The 23,247-nt window shown below is 71.2% G+C and carries 18 protein-coding genes and 2 riboswitches; of the genes, 7 read left to right on the top strand and 11 right to left on the bottom strand.

Annotated elements, in window-relative coordinates; all coding sequences use genetic code 11:
• The first annotated feature begins 37 nt into the window (after nt 1-37).
• Entirely contained in the window at nt 38-799 is a 762-nt protein-coding gene (locus BS73_RS14825) for an IclR family transcriptional regulator (RefSeq protein ID WP_037572639.1), read from the top strand.
• A gap of 31 nt (nt 800-830) precedes the next feature.
• Here BS73_RS14825 and BS73_RS14830 read toward each other — a convergent pair whose 3' ends face one another.
• The 8 genes from BS73_RS14830 to BS73_RS14865 form a co-directional block, all read right to left on the bottom strand.
• Complete coding sequence (locus BS73_RS14830; RefSeq protein ID WP_037572642.1) at nt 831-2,594, bottom strand: ABC transporter substrate-binding protein; 1,764 nt, start codon at nt 2,592-2,594, stop codon at nt 831-833.
• A 91-nt stretch (nt 2,595-2,685) separates the two neighbouring features.
• Nucleotides 2,686-3,807, bottom strand: a complete 1,122-nt coding sequence (locus BS73_RS14835; protein WP_051939951.1) for an ABC transporter ATP-binding protein — start codon at nt 3,805-3,807, stop codon at nt 2,686-2,688.
• A gap of 69 nt (nt 3,808-3,876) precedes the next feature.
• The gene (locus BS73_RS37400; RefSeq protein ID WP_152617863.1) at nt 3,877-4,947 is read right to left on the bottom strand and encodes an ABC transporter ATP-binding protein; all 1,071 of its coding nucleotides are present in this window, start codon (nt 4,945-4,947) and stop codon (nt 3,877-3,879) included.
• A gap of 674 nt (nt 4,948-5,621) precedes the next feature.
• Nucleotides 5,622-6,623, bottom strand: a complete 1,002-nt coding sequence (locus BS73_RS14845; protein ID WP_037572646.1) for an ABC transporter permease — start codon at nt 6,621-6,623, stop codon at nt 5,622-5,624.
• Between the two features lie 130 nt (nt 6,624-6,753).
• Nucleotides 6,754-8,484 carry an ABC transporter substrate-binding protein gene (locus BS73_RS14850; protein WP_037572649.1) on the bottom strand — a complete coding sequence of 577 codons (1,731 nt, stop codon included), beginning with the start codon at nt 8,482-8,484 and terminating at the stop codon, nt 6,754-6,756.
• Nucleotides 8,485-8,608: 124 nt separating this feature from the next.
• The gene (locus BS73_RS14855; RefSeq protein WP_037572652.1) at nt 8,609-9,604 is read right to left on the bottom strand and encodes an ABC transporter permease; all 996 of its coding nucleotides are present in this window, start codon (nt 9,602-9,604) and stop codon (nt 8,609-8,611) included.
• Between the two features lie 717 nt (nt 9,605-10,321).
• Nucleotides 10,322-11,107 (bottom strand): enhanced serine sensitivity protein SseB C-terminal domain-containing protein, encoded by a 786-nt coding sequence (locus BS73_RS14860; RefSeq protein ID WP_235215416.1) that lies wholly within the window; start codon nt 11,105-11,107, stop codon nt 10,322-10,324.
• Between the two features lie 75 nt (nt 11,108-11,182).
• The gene (locus BS73_RS14865; protein ID WP_084704072.1) at nt 11,183-12,043 is read right to left on the bottom strand and encodes an enhanced serine sensitivity protein SseB; all 861 of its coding nucleotides are present in this window, start codon (nt 12,041-12,043) and stop codon (nt 11,183-11,185) included.
• A 60-nt stretch (nt 12,044-12,103) separates the two neighbouring features.
• Nucleotides 12,104-12,220: riboswitch (glycine riboswitch) on the top strand.
• Between the two features lie 5 nt (nt 12,221-12,225).
• A riboswitch (glycine riboswitch) is annotated at nt 12,226-12,317 on the top strand.
• A gap of 62 nt (nt 12,318-12,379) precedes the next feature.
• Between BS73_RS14865 and gcvT the strand changes: the two genes are divergently transcribed.
• From gcvT to BS73_RS14895, 6 genes are all read left to right on the top strand, one after another.
• Complete coding sequence (gcvT, locus tag BS73_RS14870) at nt 12,380-13,504, top strand: glycine cleavage system aminomethyltransferase GcvT (RefSeq protein ID WP_037572657.1); 1,125 nt, start codon at nt 12,380-12,382, stop codon at nt 13,502-13,504.
• Between the two features lie 135 nt (nt 13,505-13,639).
• Nucleotides 13,640-14,017, top strand: a complete 378-nt coding sequence (gene gcvH / locus BS73_RS14875; protein ID WP_037572668.1) for a glycine cleavage system protein GcvH — start codon at nt 13,640-13,642, stop codon at nt 14,015-14,017.
• Between the two features lie 56 nt (nt 14,018-14,073).
• Nucleotides 14,074-15,345 (top strand): serine hydroxymethyltransferase, encoded by a 1,272-nt coding sequence (gene glyA, locus BS73_RS14880; RefSeq protein WP_037572671.1) that lies wholly within the window; start codon nt 14,074-14,076, stop codon nt 15,343-15,345.
• A gap of 215 nt (nt 15,346-15,560) precedes the next feature.
• Nucleotides 15,561-16,931, top strand: a complete 1,371-nt coding sequence (locus BS73_RS14885; protein ID WP_037579669.1) for an L-serine ammonia-lyase — start codon at nt 15,561-15,563, stop codon at nt 16,929-16,931.
• 186 nt (nt 16,932-17,117) lie between these two features.
• Nucleotides 17,118-19,418: a DUF7927 domain-containing protein gene (locus BS73_RS14890; protein ID WP_037572674.1), complete on the top strand. Its 2,301-nt coding sequence runs from the start codon at nt 17,118-17,120 to the stop codon at nt 19,416-19,418.
• Between the two features lie 159 nt (nt 19,419-19,577).
• Nucleotides 19,578-20,384 carry a COG4705 family protein gene (locus BS73_RS14895; protein ID WP_084704074.1) on the top strand — a complete coding sequence of 269 codons (807 nt, stop codon included), beginning with the start codon at nt 19,578-19,580 and terminating at the stop codon, nt 20,382-20,384.
• Nucleotides 20,385-20,396: 12 nt separating this feature from the next.
• Here the strand turns inward: BS73_RS14895 and BS73_RS14900 are convergent, their stop codons facing one another.
• The 3 genes from BS73_RS14900 to BS73_RS14915 form a co-directional block, all read right to left on the bottom strand.
• Complete coding sequence (locus BS73_RS14900; RefSeq protein WP_051941433.1) at nt 20,397-20,852, bottom strand: ATP-binding protein; 456 nt, start codon at nt 20,850-20,852, stop codon at nt 20,397-20,399.
• A 314-nt stretch (nt 20,853-21,166) separates the two neighbouring features.
• Nucleotides 21,167-21,958: an enoyl-CoA hydratase/isomerase family protein gene (locus tag BS73_RS14910; protein WP_051939952.1), complete on the bottom strand. Its 792-nt coding sequence runs from the start codon at nt 21,956-21,958 to the stop codon at nt 21,167-21,169.
• Nucleotides 21,959-22,034: 76 nt separating this feature from the next.
• Entirely contained in the window at nt 22,035-23,237 is a 1,203-nt protein-coding gene (locus BS73_RS14915; RefSeq protein WP_063837147.1) for a L,D-transpeptidase, read from the bottom strand.
• Nucleotides 23,238-23,247: the final 10 nt, after the last annotated feature.

Consider the following 23,247-nt stretch of genomic DNA (forward strand, 5'->3'; position numbering starts at 1 on the left):
ATCCGCTCAACGCGGGGGGTCGGAGGGGGGCCGAAGGATGTCGCAGACGGTGGACCGGGCGCTGACCGTGCTGGCCTCGCTGGCCGAGGGTCCCGCCTCGCTGGAGGACGCCGCCCGGCGGATCGGCGTCCACAAGTCCACCGCGCTGCGGCTGCTGCGCACGCTGGAGGAGCACGGGCTCGTCCACCGCCAGCCGGACTACCGGTACCGGCTGGGCGGGCGGCTCTTCGCGCTGGCCCAGGCCGCGCTGGAGAACCTGGACGTCCGGCAGGTGGCGGCCCCCCACCTGGCCGCGCTGAACGAGCGCTGCGGGCACGCCGTCCACCTGGCCGCCTTCGACGCCGACTCCGGGGAGATCCGGTACGTGGACAAGCTGGAGGGGCACTATCCGGAGCGGCTGCCGACCCGGATCGGCCGGCCGGCCCCACCGACTGCCACCGCCGTCGGCAAGGTGCTGATGGCCGACCGCACGGCGGAGCTCACCGGGCCGGCCCGGCGGCTGCTGGCCGAGCGGCTGGAGTACCCCGCGTACACCGCCCGCTCGGTGCGCACCGCCGACGAGTACCTCGCCGAGCTGGACCGGGTGCGGGCCCGCGGCTGGGCCGCGGACCGCGCCGAGCACGAGGAGGCGGTGCACTGCGTGGCGGCGCCGATCCTGGGCACGGACGGCAGGGCCATCGCCGCCTGCTCGGTCTCCGCGCCGGCCGTGGCCGCGTCCATGGACGAGCTCCGGGAGCAGGTCCCGGAGCTGCTCAGGACCACGGCCGCGGTCTCGGCGGAGTACGGGGCGGACGGCTGACGGCCGGCCGGGTGGCCGGCCGGCAGGCTGGCTACTTCTCGACGCCCATGCCGGTGATCGAGACCCGGGCCCAGCCGCGGCTGTAGAAGACGTTGGTGAGCCGGGGGTTGAAGTAGTTGAAGTTCTGCTCGTCCACCTCGGGGATGTAGACCGCCTGGTCCATCACGATGTGGTCGATCTGCTGGTAGTCGGCGGCGACCTTGGCCGGGTCGGTCTGCCCGCTGGCGTCGTCGATCAGCGAGTTGATCTTCGGGTCGTTGATCTCGGCGCCGTTGTAGTTGCCGCTGGGCAGGATCTCCCGGCCGTCCACGATCGGCCGCAGGAAGCCGGACGGGGTCTGGTAGTCCGCGCCCCAGCCGCTGATCTGCAGCCCCCAGCCGTGGGCGCGGACGTAGGCGGGCGTGCCGACGGTGCCGGCCTCCTGCGCCTGGTCGTACTCGTCGACCTGGGCCTTGATGCCGACCGCCTTGAGCGAGGACTGCAGGGCGACCGCGCTGTTGATGCTCTTCTGCTTGTTGTTGCCGGTGACGATCGTCGTGCTGAAGCCGTTCGGCTTGCCGCAGAGCTTCAGCTCCTGCTTGGCCTTGGCCACCTGGGGGTGCCCCTGCTTGAGGTCGTAGGGGTCGTAGGCGTCGTGGCCGGAGAGGGTGCGCGGGAGCATCTCCTGCTCCAGGGCGCCGCCGCCGAGGGGGCCGCCGCGGGCGGTCTGCATGGCGGTCGGGTCCATCGCGTAGGCGACCGCGCGCCGGCAGTGGATGTTGTTGAAGGGCGCCACCGTCTCGTCGATGGTGAGGAAGCGGATGACGCCGGTCGGCACGTCCAGGGTGTTCCGCTTCAGCGCCGGGTTGCTGATCGCCTTGGCCTGGCTGTCCTGCTGCAGGCCGACCTGGCCGATGTCCAGGTCCGCGCTGTTGCTCAGCAGCTGCGAGTCCAGCATGTTGTCGTTGCTGGTGACGGTGAAGTCGATCTCGTTGGGCAGCGCCGGGTGCTCCGGGTCGTCGGCCGCGTTCCACTGGGTGTTGCGGACCATCACCGCGCCCTTGCCGGGCGTGATCGACTTGAACTTGTACGGGCCGCTGGACTCGGGGTGGAGGGCGTACTTCGCCCCGGTGTCCATCTTCGGCTCCACGGGGGCGGACGGACCCATCGTCAGGTAGTACGGGAAGTCCGCGTCCGGCTTGGCGAGGTTGAAGACGATGGTCTGGGCGTTCGGGGTCTGGACCGACTTCAGACCCATCTTGTTCGGGTCCTTGTCCTTGTACGGACCCTGGTACTTCTGGCCCTCGTCCAGCGCCTGCACCAGGTAGACCGGGCCGCCCGGCAGCACATCCTGGGCGAACAGCCGCTCGATCCCGTACTTCACGTCCTGCGAGGTGATCGGATCACCGTTCTCGAACCGCTCACCGGACTTCAGATGGAAGGTGTACGTCTTGTTGCCGTTGCTGATCACCGGCATCGCGGAGGCCAACTCCGGCACCAGCTTGTTGCCCGCCGCGCCGGGGAGGTTGGGGTAGGTCACCAGGGTCTGGGTGAACTGGTGCTCCAGGTCCCAGGCGAAGCCGTAGTAGGAACGGGCCGGGTCCCAGGAGTCGACGTCCTGGTTGGACCAGAGATCGAGCGTTCCCCCCTTCTTGGTCGAAGGGTTGACGATGCTTGTGGATGCCGCCGCCATCGCCTGGCCGCCGGCCGCAGTGCCGCTCGAACCGCCGCTCTTGCTGCTGCAGCCGGCCGTCAGCGCCAGTGCGCCGACGGCCGCCGCCGCGAGCACCGCCCGGGATCTCGTTCTGTCGTGCATAGCTGGAACGCACCTCCGACAACGTTGTTCTGTTGTCGGAGACTGTCTCTCACCGCTGTGATCGCGAAAAGACCTCGGACGTTAAGACTTTTCACTCCTGTCCCGCGGCCACCGTCTCCGTCTTCGCCGCCGACGCCGGGGCGTCGGTGTTCTCCGGGAAGTGGCAGGCCACCTGATGGCCCGTCCGAAGCGCCACCAGCGGCGGCTCCTGGGTCTTGCAGACCTCCTGCGCCTTCCAGCAGCGGGTGTGGAAACGGCAGCCGCTGGGCGGGTTGATCGGGGACGGCACATCGCCCTTGAGCAGGATCCGCTCCCGCTTCTCCCGGCGCTTGACGTCCGGCACCGGCACGGCCGACATCAGGGCGACCGTGTACGGGTGCATCGGGGCCGCGTAGATGTCCTCGCGCGGGGCGATCTCCACCACCTTGCCGAGGTACATCACCGCCACCCGGTCCGAGACGTGCCGCACCACCGAGAGGTCGTGGGCGATGATGACGTAGGTCAGGCCGAACTCGTTCTGCAGGTCGTCCAGCAGGTTGACCACCTGCGCCTGGATCGACACGTCCAGCGCGGAGACCGGCTCGTCCGCCACGATCATCTTCGGCCGCAGGGCGAGCGCCCGGGCGATGCCGATGCGCTGGCGCTGGCCGCCGGAGAACTCGTGGGGGTAGCGGTTGTAGTGCTCCGGGCTGAGTCCGCACAGCTCCAGCAGGTCCTGGACGGCCTTCTTGATCCCGCCCTCCGGCTCCACGCCCTGCAGCCGGAACGGCGCGCCGACGATGGTGCCGACGGTGTGCCGCGGGTTGAGCGAGGAGTACGGGTCCTGGAAGATCATCTGGATGTCGCGCCGCAGCGGCCGCATCTGGCCGGTGCTGAGGTGGGTGATGTCCCTGCCCTCGAACTCGACCTTCCCGCCCGTGGGTTCGAGCAGCCGGGTGACCAGCCGGCCCATGGTGGACTTCCCGCAGCCGGACTCCCCGACGACGCCGAGGGTCTCCCCCGGCATCACCTCGAAGTCGATGCCGTCCACCGCGCGGACGTTGCCGACCTCGCGGCGCATCAGGCCCTTGATGATCGGGAAGTGCTTGGTCAGCCCCGTGACCCGGAGCAGCGGCTCGGCTTCGGAGGCCTGCGGGCTCGCCGCCTCGGTCACGTCCGTGCGCGGCTGCTCCGGCTCCTTGTCCCCAGCCTTGTCGGCGACGTCGTCGGCCATGGTTGTTCTCTCGTCTCCTCGACGTGACGTGCTCGTGCGAAGGGCCCGAGGGCCCGTTGGCCCGCTGGCTCAGAGCCGGGGCGCGATCTCCTCGGTGAAGATCTCGTGCCGGGTCTCGGCGGACAGGTGGCAGGCCACCTGGTGGCCTTCCGCGACGGTCAGCAGCTGCGGGACCTCCGTGCTGGAGGCACCGCCGGTGCGGTCCGCGTACGGGCAGCGCGGATGGAACGCGCAGCCGGACGGCAGGTTGATCAGGCTCGGCGGAGAGCCCTTGACCGGCATCAGCCGCTCCTGGCGCTCCCGGTCGATCCGCGGCATCGAGCCGAGGAGGCCCCAGGTGTAGGGGTGCTCGGGCGACTCGAAGATGGTCTTCGCGGAGCCCTTCTCCACGCACTTGCCGCCGTACATCACCAGGATGTCGTCGGCGAGCTCGGCCACCACGCCGAGGTCGTGGGTGATGATGATGACCGCGGAGCCGAACTCCTCCTGCAGGTCCCGGATCAGGTCCAGGATCTGCGCCTGGACGGTGACGTCCAGGGCGGTGGTCGGCTCGTCGGCGATCAGCAGCGAGGGGTCGTTGGCCAGGGCCATCGCGATCATCGCGCGCTGCCGCATGCCGCCGGAGAACTGGTGCGGGTAGTCGTCCACCCGCCGGTCCGGCTGCGGGATGCCGACGCGGCCGAGGAGGTCGACCGCGTGGGCGCGGGCGGCGCGCTTGGAGGCGTCCGGGTGGTGCACCCGGTAGCCCTCCATGATCTGCTTGCCGACCGTGTAGAAGGGGTGCATCGCGGTCAACGGGTCCTGGAAGATCATCGCCATCTTCTGGCCGCGGAGCTCGCGCACCCGCTTGGCGTCGGCGCTGATCAGGTCCTCGCCGTCGAGCCAGATCTCTCCGCTGACGCGGGCGCTGCGCTCACTGCCGAGGCGGTGGAGACCCATGATGGAGAGCGAGGTGACGGACTTCCCGGAGCCGGACTCGCCGACGATGCCGAGGGTCTTCCCCTTCTCGAGGGTGAAGCTCAGCCCGTCGACGGACTTCACCAGCCCGTCGTCGGTCGGGAAGTGCACCCGCAGGTCGCGCACCGCGAGGAACTCCCGCGGCGCAACGCCCTTGCCCGCGGCGGCGCCGTCCAGCACCACCTCGCCTCCGGCCTCGGCCTTCACGGCCTCCGCCGCGCCATCCGCGACACCCTTCCCGGCACCCGCCTGCGCCTCCGCCTTGGCGGCGTCAGCCTTGCCAGAGGCCTCAGCCTTGACGGCGTCAGCCTGACCGGCGGCCTCAGCCTTGGCGGCCTCAGCCTTGGCGGCGTCAGCCTGACCGGCGGCCTCAGCCTTGGCGGCGTCAGCCTTGCCCGCAGCCTCCGCCTTGGCGGCGTCAGCCTTGCCCGCGGTCTCAGCCTTCGCGGCGTCAGCCTGGCCAGCGGCCTCAGCCTTCACGGCGTCAGCCTGACCAGCGGCCTCAGCCTTCACGGCGTCGGCCTTGCCCGCAGCCTCCGCCTTCACGGCGTCAGCCTGGCCAGCGGCCTCAGCCTTGGCGGCGTCAGCCTGACCGGCGGTCTCAGCCTTGGCGGCGTCGGCCTTGCCCGCAGCCTCCGCCTTGGCGGCGTCAGCCTTGCCCGCAGCCTCAGCCTTCGCGGCATCCGCCTGACCCGCCGCCTCAGCCTTGGCGGCGTCAGCGTTGCCCGCCGCCTCAGCCTTCGCAGCGTCAGCCTTGCCGTTCGTGGCGGCCGTTGCGGTGTCCGCCTTGCCGTTCGTGGCGGCCGTCGCGGCGGCCTTGTCGGTGGTCGCGGGATCGGTCTGGTTCTGGTTCTTGCTCATCCCAGCCTCACCCGGGGGTCGACGACGGCGTACAGCAGGTCAACCACGAGGTTGGCCATGACGATGAAGAACGCGGCGAACAGCGTGACGCCCATGATGGTCGGCACGTCGTTGGTGCTGATGCCCTCCAGGGCCTCGTACCCGAGTCCGCGGAGGTTGAAGGTCTTCTCGGTGAGGATCGCCCCGCCGAACAGCGCACCGAGGTCCAGGCCGAAGACGGTGAGGATCGGCGTCATCGTCGAGCGCATCGCGTGCTTGAAGATGACCATCCGCTCGCTCAGCCCCTTGGCCCGGGCGGTCCTGATGTAGTCCTCGCCCATGACTTCGAGCATGGTGGCCCGGGTGAGCCGCGCATAGGTCGCGGCGTACAGGAACGCGAGGGTGATCCACGGCAGGAGGAGGAACTCCGCCCACTGCGCCGGGTTGTCCGTGAAGCTCACGTACTGCCCGGACGGCAGCCAGCCGAGGTCGTAGATGAAGATCGCGGAGGCGACCAGACCGGTGAAGTAGATCGGCAGCGAGACGCCGGCCAGCGCGGTGACCATGCTGATCCGGTCGAAGATGCTGCGCCGGCGCAGCGCGGAGACCACGCCGGTGGCGGTGCCGAAGAGCAGCCAGATCACGGCCGCGCCGAGGGCCAGCGAACCGGTCACCGGAACGGCGTTGATCAGGGTCGGCCAGACGGGCTGCTCGTTCGCGAACGAGTAGCCCAGGCACGGGGCCGCGCAGTGGGTGACGTCCGGGCCGTTGTTGTAGTCCCGGCCGGCGAAGATCCCCTTGAGGTACAGCCAGTACTGGTCGGGCACGGAGTGGTTGAAGCCGAGTTTGACGCGCAGGCCTTCGATCGCCTGGGGACTCGCGTTCTTCCCGACGTAGAGCATGACGGGATCGGTGCCGCTGATCTTGGGCACCATGAAGAAGATGGCGAAGGTGACGATCGAGATCACCAACAGCATCACGACGACGTTGGCGAGCCGCCGGAGGATGTAGACGAGCACTGCGCGCGGTCGGTCCGCGGCCGGCCGCGCTCCCGGACGACGGGGTTTCCGTCGCCCGGGCGGCGCGGCCGACCGCGACCGGCCTTCACCTGCCCTTCGGACTAACTGTGCTTACGGGGAGGGCGGTTGATCACTTCTGGACGCCGAGGGCCTGGAAGTCGACCATTCCCAGCTCCTGGATGATGGTGACGTTGGTCAGGCGCGGGTTGCGGTAGTTGAGCGCCTGGTCCCACACCGTCGGCACGTACAGCGCGTCATCCATGATCTTGTGGTTGACCTGCTGGTAGAACCCGGCCGCCGCCTGCGGCGAGGTGGCCGCGAGGCCCTCGTCGAAGAGGTGGTTGATGGTCGGGTCGTTGGTCATCGTGTAGTTGTTGTTGCCCGCCGGCAGGATGAACCGGCCGTCGACCAGCGGCTGCAGGAAGCCGGAGCCGGACGGGTAGTCCGCGCCCCAACCGAAGACGATCAGGCCGTAGCCCTTCTTCTTCACGGTCGCCGGGGCACCGATGACGCTGGAGGCCTGGGCCCCGTCGTACTCGTCGATGTTGGCGGTGATCCCGACGGCCTTCAGGGCGGCCTGCTCGGCCTCGGCCGACTTGATCTCCTTGTCCTTGTTGTTGCGGACGGCGATCGTCGTCGAGAAGCCGTTCGGCTTCCCGCAGGCCTGGAGCTCCTGCTTGGCCTTGGCGACCTGCTGCTTGCCGGCCGTCAGGTTGTACGGGTCGTAGTTGTCGTGACCCGGGATGTTCGGCGGCAGCATGTTGCCGGCCAGCGCGCCCGCGGTCGGGCCGCCGCGCGCGGTCTGCAGCGCGGTCGGGTCGGTCGCGTACTCGATCGCCTTGCGGCAGTGGATGTTGTTGAACGGCGCGACCTGCGGCTGGATCGAGATGTACCGGGTGAAGCCGTCCACCGCGTCGTCGGTGTTGGACTTCAGGTCCGGGTGGGTCAGGACCTGGGCCTGGGCCTTCTGCTGCACGCCCACCTGGCCGGCGTCGATGTCGATCTGATTGTTGATCAGACGCGAGTCGAGGTCGTCCTGGTTGGTGGTGACGGTGAAGGTGATCTTGTCCGGCAGCGCCGAGCGGATCGGGTCCGTCGCCTTCGACCAGTTCGGGTTGCGAACCCAGACGGTCTCCTTGTTGGGCGTGTACGACTGGAACTTGTACGGGCCCGAGGACTCCGGGTGCTTGGTGTAGTTCGCACCGGTGTCCATCTTCGGCTCGACCGGAGCCGCCCCGCCCATCGCCAGGATGTTCAGGAAGTCCGAGTCCGCCTTCTGCAGGTGGAAGACGATGGTGGAGGAGTCGGGCGTCACCACCGACTTCAGCCCCATCTTGTTCGGGTCCTTGTCCTTGTACGGACCCTGGTACTTCTGGCCCTCGTCCAGGATCTGCTGAAGGTAGACCGGACCGCCCGGCAGCACGTCCTGCGCGAAGACGCGCTCGATGCCGTACTTGATGTCCTGCGAGGTGATCGGGTCGCCGTTCTCGAACTTGATGCCCGAGCGCAGCTTGAAGGTGTAGGTCTTGCCGCCGTCGGTGACCGTCGGCAGCGCCGTGGCCAGGTCGGGCTGGAGCTTCAGACCCGCCGCACCCGGCTTGCTCGGGTAGGCGACCAGCGTGCGGGTGTAGAGCCGCTCGAAGTCCCAGACGAACGCGTAGTAGCCGCGCGCCGGGTCCCAGAAGTCGGCGTCCTGGTTGCCCCAGAGGTTGAGCGTTCCGCCCTTCGCGGTGGACGGATTGACGATCTTGGTGGCCGCGGCGTTGAATCCGGCGCCCTTGCCCGAGGCGCTGTTGCCGTTGTTCCCGCCGCACGCGGTCAGAGCGATCGCGCTGCAGGCGGCCACGGCCGTCAGGGCCATTGCCTTGCTGCGATGTTTCACTTCTCTGTCAACCTCCGAGATAGCCCAGGTCCCCGCGGTCGGGCCCTGGCAGACGTGGTGTGGACGCCGGACTACGGCTCCACCCGGGTTTTCCGCCGGCCGGTCAGCTGCCCTTCGGGTCGAGCGCGTCACGCAGCCCGTCGCCGAAGAGGTTGAAGGCGAGCACGGTGATGAAGATCGCCACGCCGGGGATGACCATGTAGGCCGGGTCGATCGTGTAGGTCTGCAGGGCGTCCGACAGCATCTGCCCCCACGACGGAGTCGGCGGCTTGACGCCCACCCCGAGGTAGCTCAGGGCCGCCTCGGTGAGGATGTTGGTCGGGATCATCAGGGTGGTGTAGACGAGGATCGGCGCGACCAGGTTCGGCAGCAGCTCCTTGATCAGGATCCGCCCCGGCCGGGCGCCCAGGCTCTTCGCCGCCTCGACGAACTCCCGCTCACGGAGCGAGAGGGTCTGGCCGCGGACGATGCGCCCGATGTACGGCCAGCCGAAGAAGCCGATCACGACGACCAGCACCCCGATCCGGGGCGCGCTGCCGCTCATCCCGAAGACCTTGTCCGGGAGCACGGAGATCAGCGCGATGGAGAAGAGCAGCTGCGGGAAGGCCAGCAGCACGTCCATCACCCGGCTGATCACCGCGTCGATCCAGCCGCCGAAGTACCCGGCGGCGCTGCCCAGCAGCGTGCCGAGGACGACGGCGAGGGCGGCCGCGAGGAAGGCGACCAGCATGGAGACCTGGGCGCCGTAGACGATGCGGCTGAACACGTCGCGGCCGAAGGTCGGGTCGACGCCGAGGAGGTGCTTGCCGCTGATCCCGCCCAGTGCCCCCTTCGGAGTGCCCAGGTTCGGGTCGATCAGTGATCCGTTGGGCTGATCGACCGGGTATCCGAGGAAATGGGTGATCACCGGCGCCAGTACGGCGACCAGGATCAGCAGGATGACCACGGCGCCGCCGGCGAGGGCGACCTTGTCCCGCTTCAGGCGTTCCCAGGCGATTCGTCCCGGGGATCTGCCCGCGATCTTGACGGCGGCCGGGGCCGGAGCTTCTACCGAAGCCTCCAGGGTGGCGCTTCCGCTGTCATGGAGTGGCGCTGTCATGGTGTTAGACCCCCAAGCCGGCGGTGACCGGCACACGGTGCCCGGCCGCCCTGCGGTCGGCGTGCCCGGTCGGGCAGCCCGCCGGCGCGCGCAGGTCGCTGTTCACGATTGGTGCCAGGTTCATCGGTGGTGCGGCAGTGCTCTCTGCTCAGTGCAGTGGTACTCAGTCGTGCGAATGATGCTGCGGTTACGTGCTGGGTACGTGCAGGTTCTGATACTGGATCTGGACTGCTGGTCGAACGTCAACTCTGCTGGTGATGCTCACCGGTGACGCTCCGCCAACTTCGCCGGAGGCACCGGGCCGCCGACGCGGGTACGGCGAAGAGCCGGGACATTCCGCCCCGGCCACGCCGGCAGCTCTCTATTGCGCGGTAACTCTTCAACGGGACCGGGGAGCCCCGCCAGTCCTCCCGGGCAAAGGTTGCCCAACCGTGACCTGCCCGATTTCAAGCCCGCGAGCAGCGAATACCTGCTTTCAGAGCGGGTTCGGCGGCATCTCCCCAGGTGAGGCGCGGTATGCCACCACGGACATGAGTGACAGTCCTCGCCGAAGCCGGTTACGGCCGGCCCGGAGCCCTTTGTGCGGAGAAGTTCTGCGGTGAATTCAGGTAATCACGTTCCGTGACGAAACGGCTCTCACCGGAGTCTCACCCGGCACCGCCGTCCCATCCGGAGGAAAGAATTCCGGCTGCGGCCGGGGACCGTGGAACAGGACTGTCACCGGCGGTAGAACGGCGCCGGTCCGGCGGCCATCCAGAGGGCCACCGAGTCGTCCTCGTCCGGGGCGGCCAGCACCGCCACCCGGCAGTCCGCGGGGGCGGCCTCGGCCAGCGCGCGCCGGACCATCGCCCGGGCGTCGTCGGCTGAGGCGTGCGGATCGTCCAGTTCGAGGCCGATCGCGAGATACGGCTCCCCCAGAGCGGGGGCCACCCAGGCGCGCCGCAGCGCGCGCAACCCGGGGACCGCCCGGGCACCGCGCTTCAGCGCCTCGTAGAAGGGCTCGGCCGCGACGGCCGGTTCGGAGATCTCCAGCGGCCCGGCCGGCAGCCGGTCCAGGCCGAGCGCCACCCTGCGGAGGTCCGCCCAGGGGACGCCGACGCCGCCGCCGGCGGCGTGCGGATCCAGCCACAGGCCCCACCGGCTCGGATACAGCACGGCGGCCAACTCCCGCCCCCCGCAGGCCTCGTGGGCCCGCTGCCAGCCGGAGGCGGCCAGCTGGGCCGGGGAGCTGACGGTCGGCACATAGCCGTAGCCGGCCACCTCCATGCTCCCGTACTGGGCGTCCGGGGAGCCCGGCTCGCCGTGCCAGAGGAGGGCGTAGAGGGTGCCGTCCGCGACGGCGCGCAGCAGCGTCTCGTACGCCTCCAGGCGGGGGCGTCCGGGAGGGGCGGACCTCAGGGCGTCGACCGCGGCGCCGAGGTCGGCCGCCGCCCGCGGCGGTCCCGGCCGTTCGTCCGACGCCACGTCGGGGAAGCGGTCGCCTGCTGCGAGGCCGCCGGCCACGGTCGTCCCCTTCCTCTGCGGTGCGCTGATCCTGCCAGCAGGGTAGCGCCGGGCGAAACCCGGCCCCGGGACCCGTCAGCCGCGCGCGAAGAAAGGCGCCACCTCGGCCAGCAGCCAGTCGCCGACCGGGTCCTGGGCCACGTCAAGCAGCACGATGTTGACCTCCCAGGGCAGCGGGACCGCGCCCAGGGCGCGCCCGAGGGCGAGGGTGGCCGCCTCCTGGTCCGCCGGCTGCCAGCCGTCCAGCTCCACGCCGACGTACATCTTCTCCGGCTCGCCCTCGGCCGAGGCCAGCGCGCGCCGCGCGGTGAGCACCACCGGGACGCCCGCGAACTCGCTCGCCGCGGCCGCCAGGAACTCCACCGGGTCCTCGTGCGAGGCGGGCTGCCGCAGCGACACCCGGGAGCCGCCGCCCGCGCCCGGGCGCACCGCACCCTCCGGGTTCTCGTGCTCCCCGCCGCCGCAGAGCGTCCGCACGCCCTCGGCCGGAATCGGGATGCCGATCACCCCGCCGGGGTTGACCGCGATCCCCACGCCCACCGGCAGCCCCCGGGCGAACTCCCGCACCGGGGCCACCACGAACGGCATCGACGGATCGGAGCTGCCCGTCCGCAGCTGCGTCTCGGAGCTGAAGACCGGCACGAAGAGCTGGCCGGCCAGCTCCATGCTCGGCAGGTTCAGCTGGTCGCTGGCCGGGTCGCCGCCGTTCGGCAGCGGCACCCACACCCGGCTGCGGCCGAGCACCTCGACCACCCGCGGGGTCGCCCCGGGGTCGCCGCTGGCGAGCGAGAGCACCTGCTCCAGCTCGTTCTCCGGCCAGCCGCCGAGGCTGCCGCCGGAAGTGTGGGAACCCGCGTACGCGCCCGCGGGAGCGGCGTGCTGCTGCCCGGGGATGTGCGCGTGGTCGACGGGCATTCCTTCTGGCGGGTAGGTCATAGCGGGCACCCTAGCCCACGTGCAATCATGAGCGCCGTCTTCAATTTCACATAGGCCGCTCGAACCCGTGCGGGAGAGTCCGGACCTCCGCCAGCCCCGCCCGGGGCCGGCCGCGGCCGGCGCCGAAGGAGCAAGTCCTCCCCGGAATCTCTCAGGCCCACCTACCGCACGGGCGAGGCAGATCTGGAAAGCGGAACCGCCTGCGGTTCCCACCCACGGTGCAAGCCCCCGCCCGCCCGGGCGCGCGGTGAAGCTCTCAGGTCGAGACGACAGACGGGGAGCCCCTGCCTACGCATGCCCGGAAACGGCATGCCCCGAGACGGGAGCACCGCCCCGATGAGCACCACCCGCCGTACCGCGCTCGACGCCCGCCACCGGGCGCTCGGCGCGACGATGACCGACTTCGCCGGCTGGGACATGCCGCTGCGCTACGGCAGCGAGCGCGAGGAGCACAACGCGGTCCGCACCCGCGCCGGCCTCTTCGACCTCTCCCACATGGGCGAGATCGCCGTCGCCGGCCCGCAGGCCGGCGCCCTCCTCGACCACGCCCTGGTCGGCTCGCTCTCCCCGCTGGCCGTGGGCCGCGCCCGGTACACCATGATCTGCCGCGAGGACGGCGGGATCCTGGACGACCTCATCGTCTACCGCACCGGCGACGAGGAGTACCTGGTCGTCGCCAACGCCTCCAACGCGCAGACCGTGCTGGACGCCCTCACCGAGCGCGCGGCCGGCTTCGACGCCGAGGTCCGGGACGACCGGGACGCCTACGCGCTGATCGCCGTGCAGGGCCCGGAGGCCGCCGGCATCCTCAGCGGCCTGACCGGCGCGGACCTGGACGGCCTCAAGTACTACGCCTCCCTCCCGGCCACCGTCGCCGGGATCGAGGCGCTGGTCGCCCGCACCGGCTACACCGGCGAGGACGGCTTCGAGCTCTTCGTCGACCCCGCCTCCGCCGAGGCCCTGTGGGACGCCCTGACCGAGGCCGGCCGCGAGGCCGGCCTGGTCCCCTGCGGTCTGGCCTGCCGGGACACCCTGCGCCTAGAGGCCGGGATGCCGCTCTACGGCCACGAGCTCTCCACCGAGCTGACCCCGTTCGACGCGGGCCTCGGCCGGGTGGTCAAGTTCGAGAAGACCGCCAACGAGGGCAGGTTCGTCGGCCGGGCCGCGCTGGAGGCGGCGGCCGAGCAGGCCGCGGCCGAGCCGCCGCGGGTGCTGGTCGGCCTGGTCTCCCCGGGACGGCGGGTGCCGCGGGCCGGCTACTCCGTGGTCACCGCCGAGGACGGCGCGGTGATCGGCTCGGTCACCTCCGGCGCCCCCTCGCCGACCCTGGGCAAGCCGATCGCCATGGCGTACGTGGACGCCGCGCACGCCGCCGCCGGCACCCAGGTGGCCGTGGACATCCGCGGCAGCCGGGAGCCGGTCGAGGTCGTGGCGCTCCCCTTCTACAAGCGCGCCCGCTGACAGCTCCGCATCCCGCAGACTGAACCGGGTCGTACCCGCCGGGCCCCGCCAGCTGACGGGGCGCCATCTCAGGGAGTGGAACACCCCCGCTCCCCGTTTCGTCGTACCCCTCCCCCATCCTGGAGAATTGCCGTCATGAGCAACCCGCAGCACCTGCAGTACAGCAAGGAACACGAGTGGCTGACCGCCGCCGAGGACGGTGTCTCCACCGTCGGCATCACGGCCTTCGCCGCCGACGCGCTGGGTGATGTGGTCTACGTCCAGCTGCCCGAGGTCGGGCAGGCCGTGACCGCCGGCGAGAGCTGCGGCGAGCTCGAGTCCACCAAGTCGGTCTCCGACCTCTACTCGCCGGTCGACGGCGAGGTCACCGAGGTCAACCAGGCCGTCGTGGACGACCCCGCGCTGGTGAACTCCGCCCCCTTCGAGGACGGCTGGCTGTTCAAGGTCCGTCTGGCGGGCGCCCCCGAGGGCCTGCTCAGCGCGGACGAGTACGCGGCCCACACCGGCAACTGACCCCACAGCCAGCCCCCCGGAGCGCCCGAGCGCACCACGGCAGGAGGCCCATCCGCATGTCCGCTTCTTCTTCCCTGCTCAACCAGTCGCTGCACGAGCTCGACCCCGAGGTCGCCACGGCGGTCGACGCCGAGCTGAACCGCCAGCAGTCCACCCTGGAGATGATCGCCTCCGAGAACTTCGCGCCGGTCGCGGTGCTGGAGGCGCAGGGCTCGGTGCTGACCAACAAGTACGCCGAGGGCTACCCCGGCCGCCGGTACTACGGCGGCTGCGAGCACGTCGACGTGGTCGAGCAGCTGGCGATCGACCGGGTCAAGGAGCTGTTCGGCGCGGAGGCCGCCAACGTCCAGCCGCACTCGGGCGCCTCGGCCAACGCGGCCGCGATGTTCGCGCTGCTCAAGCCGGGCGACACCATCCTGGGCCTGGACCTCGCCCACGGCGGGCACCTGACCCACGGAATGAAGATCAACTTCTCCGGCAAGCTGTACGACGTGGTCGCCTACCACGTGGACGCGGAGACCTCGCGGGTGGACATGGCCGAGGTCGAGCGGCTGGCCAAGGAGCACCGGCCGAAGCTGATCGTGGCCGGCTGGTCGGCGTACCCGCGGCAGCTGGACTTCGCCGAGTTCCGGCGGATCGCGGACGCGGTGGACGCCTACCTGATGGTGGACATGGCCCACTTCGCCGGGCTGGTCGCGGCGGGCCTCCACCCGAACCCGGTGCCCTTCGCGGACATCGTCACCACCACCACCCACAAGACCCTCGGCGGTCCGCGCGGCGGCGTGATCCTCTCCACCGCCGAGATCGCCAAGAAGATCAACTCGGCGGTCTTCCCGGGGCAGCAGGGCGGCCCGCTGGAGCACGTCATCGCGGCGAAGGCGGTCGCCTTCAAGGTCGCGGCGAGCGAGGAGTTCAAGGACCGCCAGCGCCGTACCCTGGAGGGCGCGAAGCTGCTCGCCGAGCGGCTGTCCGCGGCGGACGCCCGGGAGGCCGGGGTGAAGGTCCTCTCCGGCGGCACCGACGTCCACCTGGTCCTGGTGGACCTGGTCGACAGCGAGCTGGACGGCAAGCAGGCGGAGGACCGGCTGCACGAGATCGGCATCACCGTCAACCGCAACGCCGTGCCGAACGACCCGCGTCCGCCGATGGTCACCTCGGGCCTCCGGGTGGGCACGCCCGCGCTGGCCACCCGCGGCTTCGACGCGGAGGACTTCCGCGAGGTCGCCGACGTCATCGCCGAGGCCCTGAAGCCGAGCTGCGACGTGGCGGCGCTGCGGACCCGCGTCGAGGCGCTGGCCGCGAAGCACCCGCTGTACCCGGGGCTGTAGGCCCCGCGCCCCGAGCGCAGCGCCGCAGGCGCGAGCAAGGGGCGCGGGGAACTGCGCGGCCCGCGCGCAACGGCGCCGCACCCGGCAGCGGAGTCCGGGTTGCAGCCCGGTGGCCGCTGCCGGCCGCGACGCCGTACACGGCGGGCCGCGCAGTTCCCCGCGCCCCTCACTACGGCCCTCCGGGCCCTCATCTCAACCCACGGGAGGTGCTGACCATGGCGCTCAGCGTTTTCGATCTCTTCTCCGTCGGCATCGGCCCGTCCAGCTCGCACACCGTCGGCCCGATGCGCGCGGCGCGGATGTTCGCCCGCCGGCTCAAGTCCGAGGGCCTCCTCGCCGGCACCGCCTCGATCCGCGCCGAGCTCTTCGGCTCCCTCGGGGCCACCGGCCACGGCCACGGCACCCCCAAGGCCGTCCTCCTCGGCCTGGAGGGCAACTCCCCCCGCACGGTCGACGTCGAGGCGGCCGACGCCGACGCCGAGCGGATCAGGAGCGAGCGCCGCATCCGCCTCCTCGGCGTCCACGAGATCGACTTCGACCCGGACACCCAGCTGGTACTCCACCGCCGCCGCGCCCTGCCGTACCACCCCAACGGGATGACCGTCTGCGCCTACGACGCGGCCGGGGTGCCCGTGCTGGAGAAGACCTACTACTCCGTCGGCGGCGGCTTCGTGGTCGACGAGGACGCCATCGACGAGGCCGACCGCATCAAGCCGGACGACACCGTCCTCCGCTACCCCTTCCGCACCGGCGAGGAGCTCCTCCGCCTCACCCGGGAGACCGGCCTCTCCGTCTCCTCCCTCATGCTGGAGAACGAGAAGGCCTGGCGCACCGAGGCGGAGATCCGGGCCGGCCTGCTGGAGATCTGGCGGGTGATGCGGGAGTGCGTCCACGCGGGCCTCAGCCGCGAGGGCATCCTCCCCGGCGGGCTGAAGGTGCGCCGCCGCGCCGCCACCGCCGCCCGCCAGCTCCGCGCCGAGGGGACCGGGCCGGCGAACGCGATGGAGTGGGTCACCCTCTACGCGATGGCGGTCAACGAGGAGAACGCCGCCGGCGGGCGGGTGGTCACCGCCCCGACCAACGGCGCGGCCGGCATCATCCCGGCCGTCCTCCACTACTTCCAGGACTTCGTGCCCGGCGCCGACGACGACGGGGCGGTCCGCTTCCTCCTCGCGGCCGGCGCGATCGGCATGCTCTTCAAGGAGAACGCCTCGATCTCCGGCGCCGAGGTCGGCTGCCAGGGGGAGGTCGGCTCGGCCTGCTCCATGGCGGCCGGCGGTCTCGCCGAGGTCCTCGGCGGGACGCCGGAGCAGGTGGAGAACGCGGCCGAGATCGGCATCGAGCACAACCTCGGCCTGACCTGCGACCCGGTCGGCGGCCTGGTCCAGATCCCGTGCATCGAGCGGAACGGGATGGCGGCCGTGAAGGCGGTCACCGCCGCCCGGATGTCACTGCGCGGCGACGGCCGGCACACGGTCTCCCTGGACAAGGCGATCAAGACCATGAAGGAGACCGGCGCCGACATGAAGGTCAAGTACAAGGAGACCTCGCGGGGCGGCCTCGCGGTCAACGTCATCGAGTGCTGAGCCGGTCGCGGCGGCGGCGCATGGGCCCTCCGGGCTAGGCCGAACAGGGGGATTTTTCACTTAACCTTCATGTTGTGCCCGGCCCATGACCTTTCGGTGCCCATCATCCGGGGTGTCACCACCCACCTCGGAGGATGAGGAATGACGAGAATCCCTCGGGCCGGGAGGCCTCGAGAACGAGCTGGCATGCCTGCCCCCCGGCAGCGCCGCCGGCTTTCGATCGTCGCCGCCGTCGTCGGCGGCGCGCTCGCGATGACCGGGGCCGCGATGCCGGCCCTGGCCGCCACCGGGGGCCACCTCGGTCACACCCGCCCGGCGACGGCGCACCAGGTCGCCGGCGACACCGCCGCCCACCGGGCGCTGCGCTGCGGACCCGGCTGCGGCGCCGCCGCGCCGGTGCCGATGCCGGTCCCGGTGCCGGCCTCCGGCTGCACCGCCGGCTGCCCCACCGTGCCACTGCCGCCCCTTCCGGCGCCCACCCTCGCGCCGCCGACGGTCCCGCCGGTCCCCTCCGGATGCGGAGCCTGCAACCCGGGCACTCCGCCGCCCACCTCGCCGCCGCCGCTCCAGCCGCACCTGCATGTGCACAAGAGCGCCGACCGCACCGTCGCCTTCCAGGGCCAGGTGGTCACCTACCGGGTGGCGTTCACCAACACGGGGGCGGTTCCGTTCCCGGCCGGGCAGCTGCCGGTGGTCACCGACCACCTCGCGCAGGTGCTGGACGACGCCGACCTGATCCCCGGTTCGCTCTCCGCCTCCGTCGGCAGCGCCTCGTACCACGCGGCGGGCCAGGAGATCGTCTGGCGCGGGCAGATCCAGCCCGCCGAGCAGATCGACTTCACCTACCGGGTGCGGGTGCACAACCCCGACACCGCCGACCTCAGCCTGGACAACGTGGTCGTCGCGCCGCACTCCAACTGCGCGGCCGGGTCCATGGACGACGAGTGCCGGGTGCACATCCCCGTGCCCACCCCGCGCACGCCGGGGCTGCGCGTCCACAAGCAGGCCGACCGGCCGTACTACCTGCCGGGACAGCGCGTCCACTACACGATCACGCTGACCGACACCGGCGCCGCCCCACTGCGGCACGTGGTCGCCACCGACGACCTCACCGGCACCTTCGACGACGCGCGCTACGACAACGACGCGAGGGCCACCTCGGGGACCGTCTCCTTCCACCGTCCCCGGCTGACCTGGACCGGTGACATCGCGCCGGGCGCGACCGTCACCCTCACCTACAGCGTCACCGCGGACAACCCCGACCGCGGGAACCTGCGGATCGACGACGCGGTGACGGTGCCGCACAGCAACTGCTCGGTGGGCACCGCCCCCGGCTGCTCGGTGCACCTCAACTCGCCCCGCTGGGTGGTCGACAAGCGGGAGGACCGGGACGACGTGGTGCCCAACGACGTCATCCACTACACCATCACCGCCCACAACACCGGCACGTTCGACTTCACCGGCGCCTACCAGGCGTCCCTGGAGGACGACCTCTCGCAGATCGTGGCCGACTCGAACTCGATCTACGACGCGGACGCGACCGCGAGCACCGGCTCGATCAGCACCCACCTGCCGTACGTGGTCTGGCGCGGTGACCTGCCGGCCGGCCACACCGTCACCATCCACCTCTCGATCCGTGCCGAGGGACTCCACGCGGGCCAGCGCGAGCTGACCAACATCGTCCGCGCCCTCTTCCCGCATCACGGCGGCACCGACCTGAGCCACCCGCTTCCGGCACTGGCCGCCTCGACGCGGGCACTGCCGGCCGCCGGCCTCAGGTCCATGCCGCTCGCCGCCGCCCCGAGGGCGGCCGCACCGCGGGCCGCCACCGAGCCCGGTGCCACCGTCGACCCGGCCAACGGGCAGATCACCGCCTGCAAGGTGGACCCGGTCACGGACAGCTGCTATGTGGACGCCGACGAGCCGGCCTTCCGGTTCGTGGTCGCCAAGCACGCCGACCGCACCACCGTGCGTCCGGGCGAGACCATCACCTACACGGTGGCCTTCGGCAACACCGGGGTGGACCGCTTCCCGGCCGGCGAGCTCCCCGTCCTCACCGACGACCTGAGCGGCACCCTGTCGGGCGGTCGGCTGGTGGCCGGCTCGCTGCACGCCACCACCGGTGACGTCCACTTCGACGCCGCCGCCCAGGCGATCGTCTGGACCGGGCAGCTCGCCTCGGGCCAGCACGGCAGCTTCACCTACCGGGTGCGGATCGACTCGCCGTACCACGGGCCCGAGACGCTCAAGGACGTCATCGTCTCGCCCGGGTCCAACTGCCCGGCCGGTTCGATGAGCGGCAGCTGCGTCGTGCGGGTGACGGTCACCGGTCCCGGTGCGCCGGCCACCGCCGGCCTCTCCGGGCTGCTCGCCCACACCGGCGCCGACGAGCACTTCGGCGCTCTGCTGTGGGCCTCCGGCGCGCTGACCGCCGCCGGCGGCCTGGCCCTGGCCGGCCGCCGACTCCGGGCCCGCCGCAAGGCCTGACCAGAGGAGACAGCAGCCGACGCGCAGAACGGCGGGGCCCCCGGTGGTGATCCACCGGGGGCCCCGCCGTACGCGTCGGCCGGAAGGTAGCGGTGGGGTAAGAGTCACACGTGAACTCCGGGCCGTCGGACCAAGGTTGGTGTGGCAGCATCCCGCGCCATGACGATCGGGCAGGTGCGGCAGGAGACGGAGGCGCCGGGGCACCCGCGCCACCGGGGGACGAGGGCGGCGGGCGGCGCGGTGAAGGTGCCCGAGGTGACACCCGCGTTCTGGGTCACCAAGGTGCTGACCACCGGCATGGGCGAGGTCCTCTCGGACTATCTGAACCATGTCCTCAACCCCTTCGTCGCGGTCGGCCTCGGCTTCCTCGCCTTCGTGGCGGCGCTGGCCGTGCAGTTCCGGTCGCGCCGGTACCGGGCCGTGACCTACTGGTTCGCGGTGGTCATGGTCAGCGTCTTCGGCACGATGGCGGCGGACGTCCTCCATGTCGTGCTGGGGGTGCCCTACCAGGTGTCGACGCCGTTCTTCGCGGTCGCGCTCGCGGTGGTGCTGGGGCTGTGGCGGTGGACCGAGGGGACGCTGTCGATCCACAGCGTGGTCTCCGGGCGCCGCGAGGTCTGGTACTGGCTCACGGTGCTGTGCACGTTCGCCCTGGGGACGGCGGCGGGGGACCTCACCGCGTACACCCTGGGGCTGGGGTACCTGGCCTCCGCGGTGCTGTTCGCGGTGGTGATCGTGGTTCCGGCCCTCGGGTACGGGGTCTTCCGGCTGAACGCCGTCTTCGCCTTCTGGTTCGCGTATGTGGTGACGCGGCCGCTGGGCGCCTCGCTGGCGGACTGGATGGCGGTCTCCAAGGCGCGCGGCGGGCTGGCCTTCGGCCTCGGCGCGACGACGGCGGCCTGGACGGTGGCGATCGTCGCCTTCGTCGGCTATCTGGCGATGTCCCGCCGCCGCGAGACCGCGTAGCCGCCGGTACCGCTACGGCAGTTCGCGGCGCGGGCGCGGTTCGCGCACCCGCAGTTCGAACCAGACGCCCTTGCCGCGCTGCAGCAGGTCCGCGCCCCAGCGGTCGGAGAGCTGGTCGACCAGGAATAAACCGCGGCCGGCCTCGTCCACCGGTTCCGGCTTGATCAGGCAGGGCAGCGCCCTGGACGGGTCCCGGACCTCCATCCGCAGCCAGCCGAGCCGGCGGGACAGGCTGAGCACCAGGAAGCGTCCGCCGGTGTGCCGGACCGCGTTCGCCACCAGCTCGCCGACGAGCTGCTCGGCGACCTCGCCGTGCGACTTCAGCAGCCCCCAGGACTCCAGCGCCTCCAGGGTGATCCCGCGCGCGGTGGCCGAGGACTCCGGCCGGGCGGCGAGATGGACCTCGCCCACACACGGGCCGTCCCCGTTGAAGACCGCCGGAGGCGCGGTCCGCCAGGCGATCGCCATGCCCACCGCGACCTCCCTTGCGACCTCCGGCGGGCATACGCCTCCGGCCACTGCGCCGGAGGCCAGGTAACGCTGCTGCTCCGCTTCGCCCCGGCCCGCCATGCTCCTATCATGGCCGGTTTCCGGGGCCCCGGGGGAGCGAAATCCAAAAGGATCACCCACTCACGTGGCATATGCCGTGTGTCTTCACGGCAAGTTGACGAACCGTTAGGAGAGCACGTGCAGCCGCCCGTTCGAGTGCACGGGCGGCTGCACGTGCGTGGCGGATCGTCGACGGTCGATCGACGCTCGGTCACGGTTCCGGCCCCGATGGATCAGCGGAACTTGGCCTTCCCGGGACCCTCCTCGACGAAGGAGCGCATGCCGATCTCACGGTCCTCGGTGGCGAACAGTCCGGCGAAGTGGTTGCGCTCGATGGCCAGTCCGGTCTCCAGGTCGGCGTCCAGGCCGCGGTCGATGGCCTCCTTGGCCGCGCGGAGGGCGTACGCCGGCCCGGCGGCCAGGCGCGCCGCGTACGCGTGCGCCGTCCGATAGACCTCCGCCGCCGGGACGACCTGGTCGACCAGGCCGATCCGCAGCGCCTCCTCGGCCTTCACCTGGCGGCCGGTGTAGATCAGGTCCTTGGCCTTGGAGGGGCCGATCAGCCGGGTCAGCCGCTGGGTGCCGCCGGCGCCCGGGATCAGCCCGAGGAGGATCTCCGGCTGGCCCAGCCTGGCGTCGTCGGCGGCGATCCGGATGTCCGCGCAGAGCGCCAACTCGCAGCCGCCGCCCAGCGCGTAGCCGGTCACCGCGGCGACCACCGGCTTGGGGATCCGGGCCACCGCGGTGAACGAGGCCTGGAGCGCCCCGGCGCGCTCGACCATGTCGGTGTACGACATGTCCCGCATCTCCTTGATGTCCGCCCCCGCGGCGAACACCTTCTCGCCGCCCCAGAGCACCACCGCGCGGATGTCCGGGCGGCCGGTGATCTCCTCGGCGAGGGCCTTCAGCTCGTCCTGGAGGACGCTGTTGAGGGCGTTCATCGGGGGGCGGTCGAGGCGGATCGTGCCGATCCCGTCCTCGACGTCGAACTGCAGGAAGCGCTGCTGCGAGCTGTCATCGGTCATGGCTCGCACAGTAACGGGTGTGGCCCGGCTCCCCCCAGGAGAGCCGGGCCACACCGGGCTGATGCTACGTCAGTCGTCAGCTGCCCGAGGTCCACTCCGACCAGGACATGTTCCAGCCGTTCCAGCCGTTGTCCGGGGCCACGGTCTTGTCCGGCGAGTGGACGACCTGGACCACGTCGCCGATCAGCGAGCTGTTGTAGAACCAGGCCGCCGGGGTGGACGGGTCGCCGCCGCCCTGCACGTCGTGGAGGCCGACGCAGCCGTGGCTGGTGTCCTCGCTGCCGAAGACGGAGAGCGGCCGCCAGTAGTTGCCGTGGATGAAGGTGCCGGACGGGGTCAGCCGCTGGGCGTGCGGGACGTCCGGGATGTTGTAGGCGTTGCCCAGGCCGACCGTCCTGGAGTCCATGTTGACGGTCCGGTCCTGCTCCATGATGACCATCTTGCCGTTGTACGTGGTGTGCCCGGGGGCGCCGAGGCTGGCCGGCAGGGTGCGGATCAGCTTGCCTCCCCGGTAGACCTTCACCGTCTTGGTGTGGTCGTCGGCGACGCTGACCTGGCTGCGGCCGATCGAGAAGGAGACGTCCTTGTACTGCTGGCCGTAGGTGCCGCTGGAGGTCTTCACCCCGTCCAGCCTCAGGTGGAGGGTGCCCTTGGTGCCGGGCTGCCAGTAGTTCTCCGGACGGAAGTCCAGGCGCTGGTCGTTGAACCAGTGGCCGACCACCGGGACGCCGTTGGAGGCGGTCACCGTGATCGCCTTGCCGACCTTGCTCTCGTCGTCCACCGGGTACTTGAAGTTGAGCGAGACCTCGATGCCGACGCCGTAGGTCTGGTTCGGGTTGATGTTGAAGTACGCCACGTTGGTACGGCTCGGCTTCAGCGTGGTGAAGCTGGTGCTGGTGCTGGCGGCCAGCCCCTTGGCGTCCACCGCCGTGGCCGAGACGGTGTACTTGGTGGCGGTGCGCAGGGTGCCGCTGGGCGTCCAGGAGGCCTTGTCCGCGGAGAGGGCACCGGGCACCGCGGTGCCGTCCGGCGCGGTCACCGCGACCTTGGTGAACTTCCCGGAGGCGACCGCGAGCTTGACCGCGCCGCTGGTGTCCACCCCCTTCGCACCCGCCCCCGGCTGCACGGTGATCTTCGCGGCGGACCGCTCAGGAGCCGCGGCGTGCTTGCCCCCCGATGTTGTGCTCGCGCTGCTGCTCCCGCCGCAGGCGGCGGTGAGCGCGAGCGCCGATCCGACCACTGCGGACAACAGGCCGCGCTTGACGAGCTTCGCCGATATCAACCGTCTC

The organism is Phaeacidiphilus oryzae TH49 (genome assembly GCF_000744815.1).
Taxonomy (GTDB): Bacteria; Actinomycetota; Actinomycetes; order Streptomycetales; family Streptomycetaceae; genus Phaeacidiphilus; species Phaeacidiphilus oryzae.

Excerpts from the sequence above, each read along its gene's own strand:
- BS73_RS14830 (WP_037572642.1), bottom strand. The coding sequence starts at position 2,594 with ATGCACGACAGAACGAGATCCCGGGCGGTGCTCGCGGCGGCGGCCGTC.
- BS73_RS14885 (WP_037579669.1), top strand. The coding sequence starts at position 15,561 with ATGGCGCTCAGCGTTTTCGATCTCTTCTCCGTCGGCATCGGCCCGTCC.
- BS73_RS14825 (WP_037572639.1), top strand. The coding sequence starts at position 38 with ATGTCGCAGACGGTGGACCGGGCGCTGACCGTGCTGGCCTCGCTGGCC.
- BS73_RS14890 (WP_037572674.1), top strand. The coding sequence starts at position 17,118 with ATGCCTGCCCCCCGGCAGCGCCGCCGGCTTTCGATCGTCGCCGCCGTC.
- BS73_RS14900 (WP_051941433.1), bottom strand. The coding sequence starts at position 20,852 with ATGGCGATCGCCTGGCGGACCGCGCCTCCGGCGGTCTTCAACGGGGAC.
- BS73_RS14865 (WP_084704072.1), bottom strand. The coding sequence starts at position 12,043 with ATGACCTACCCGCCAGAAGGAATGCCCGTCGACCACGCGCACATCCCC.
- gcvH (WP_037572668.1), top strand. The coding sequence starts at position 13,640 with ATGAGCAACCCGCAGCACCTGCAGTACAGCAAGGAACACGAGTGGCTG.
- BS73_RS14855 (WP_037572652.1), bottom strand. The coding sequence starts at position 9,604 with ATGACAGCGCCACTCCATGACAGCGGAAGCGCCACCCTGGAGGCTTCG.
- glyA (WP_037572671.1), top strand. The coding sequence starts at position 14,074 with ATGTCCGCTTCTTCTTCCCTGCTCAACCAGTCGCTGCACGAGCTCGAC.
- BS73_RS14835 (WP_051939951.1), bottom strand. The coding sequence starts at position 3,807 with ATGGCCGACGACGTCGCCGACAAGGCTGGGGACAAGGAGCCGGAGCAG.
- gcvT (WP_037572657.1), top strand. The coding sequence starts at position 12,380 with ATGAGCACCACCCGCCGTACCGCGCTCGACGCCCGCCACCGGGCGCTC.
- BS73_RS14850 (WP_037572649.1), bottom strand. The coding sequence starts at position 8,484 with ATGGCCCTGACGGCCGTGGCCGCCTGCAGCGCGATCGCTCTGACCGCG.
- BS73_RS14895 (WP_084704074.1), top strand. The coding sequence starts at position 19,578 with ATGACGATCGGGCAGGTGCGGCAGGAGACGGAGGCGCCGGGGCACCCG.
- BS73_RS14910 (WP_051939952.1), bottom strand. The coding sequence starts at position 21,958 with ATGACCGATGACAGCTCGCAGCAGCGCTTCCTGCAGTTCGACGTCGAG.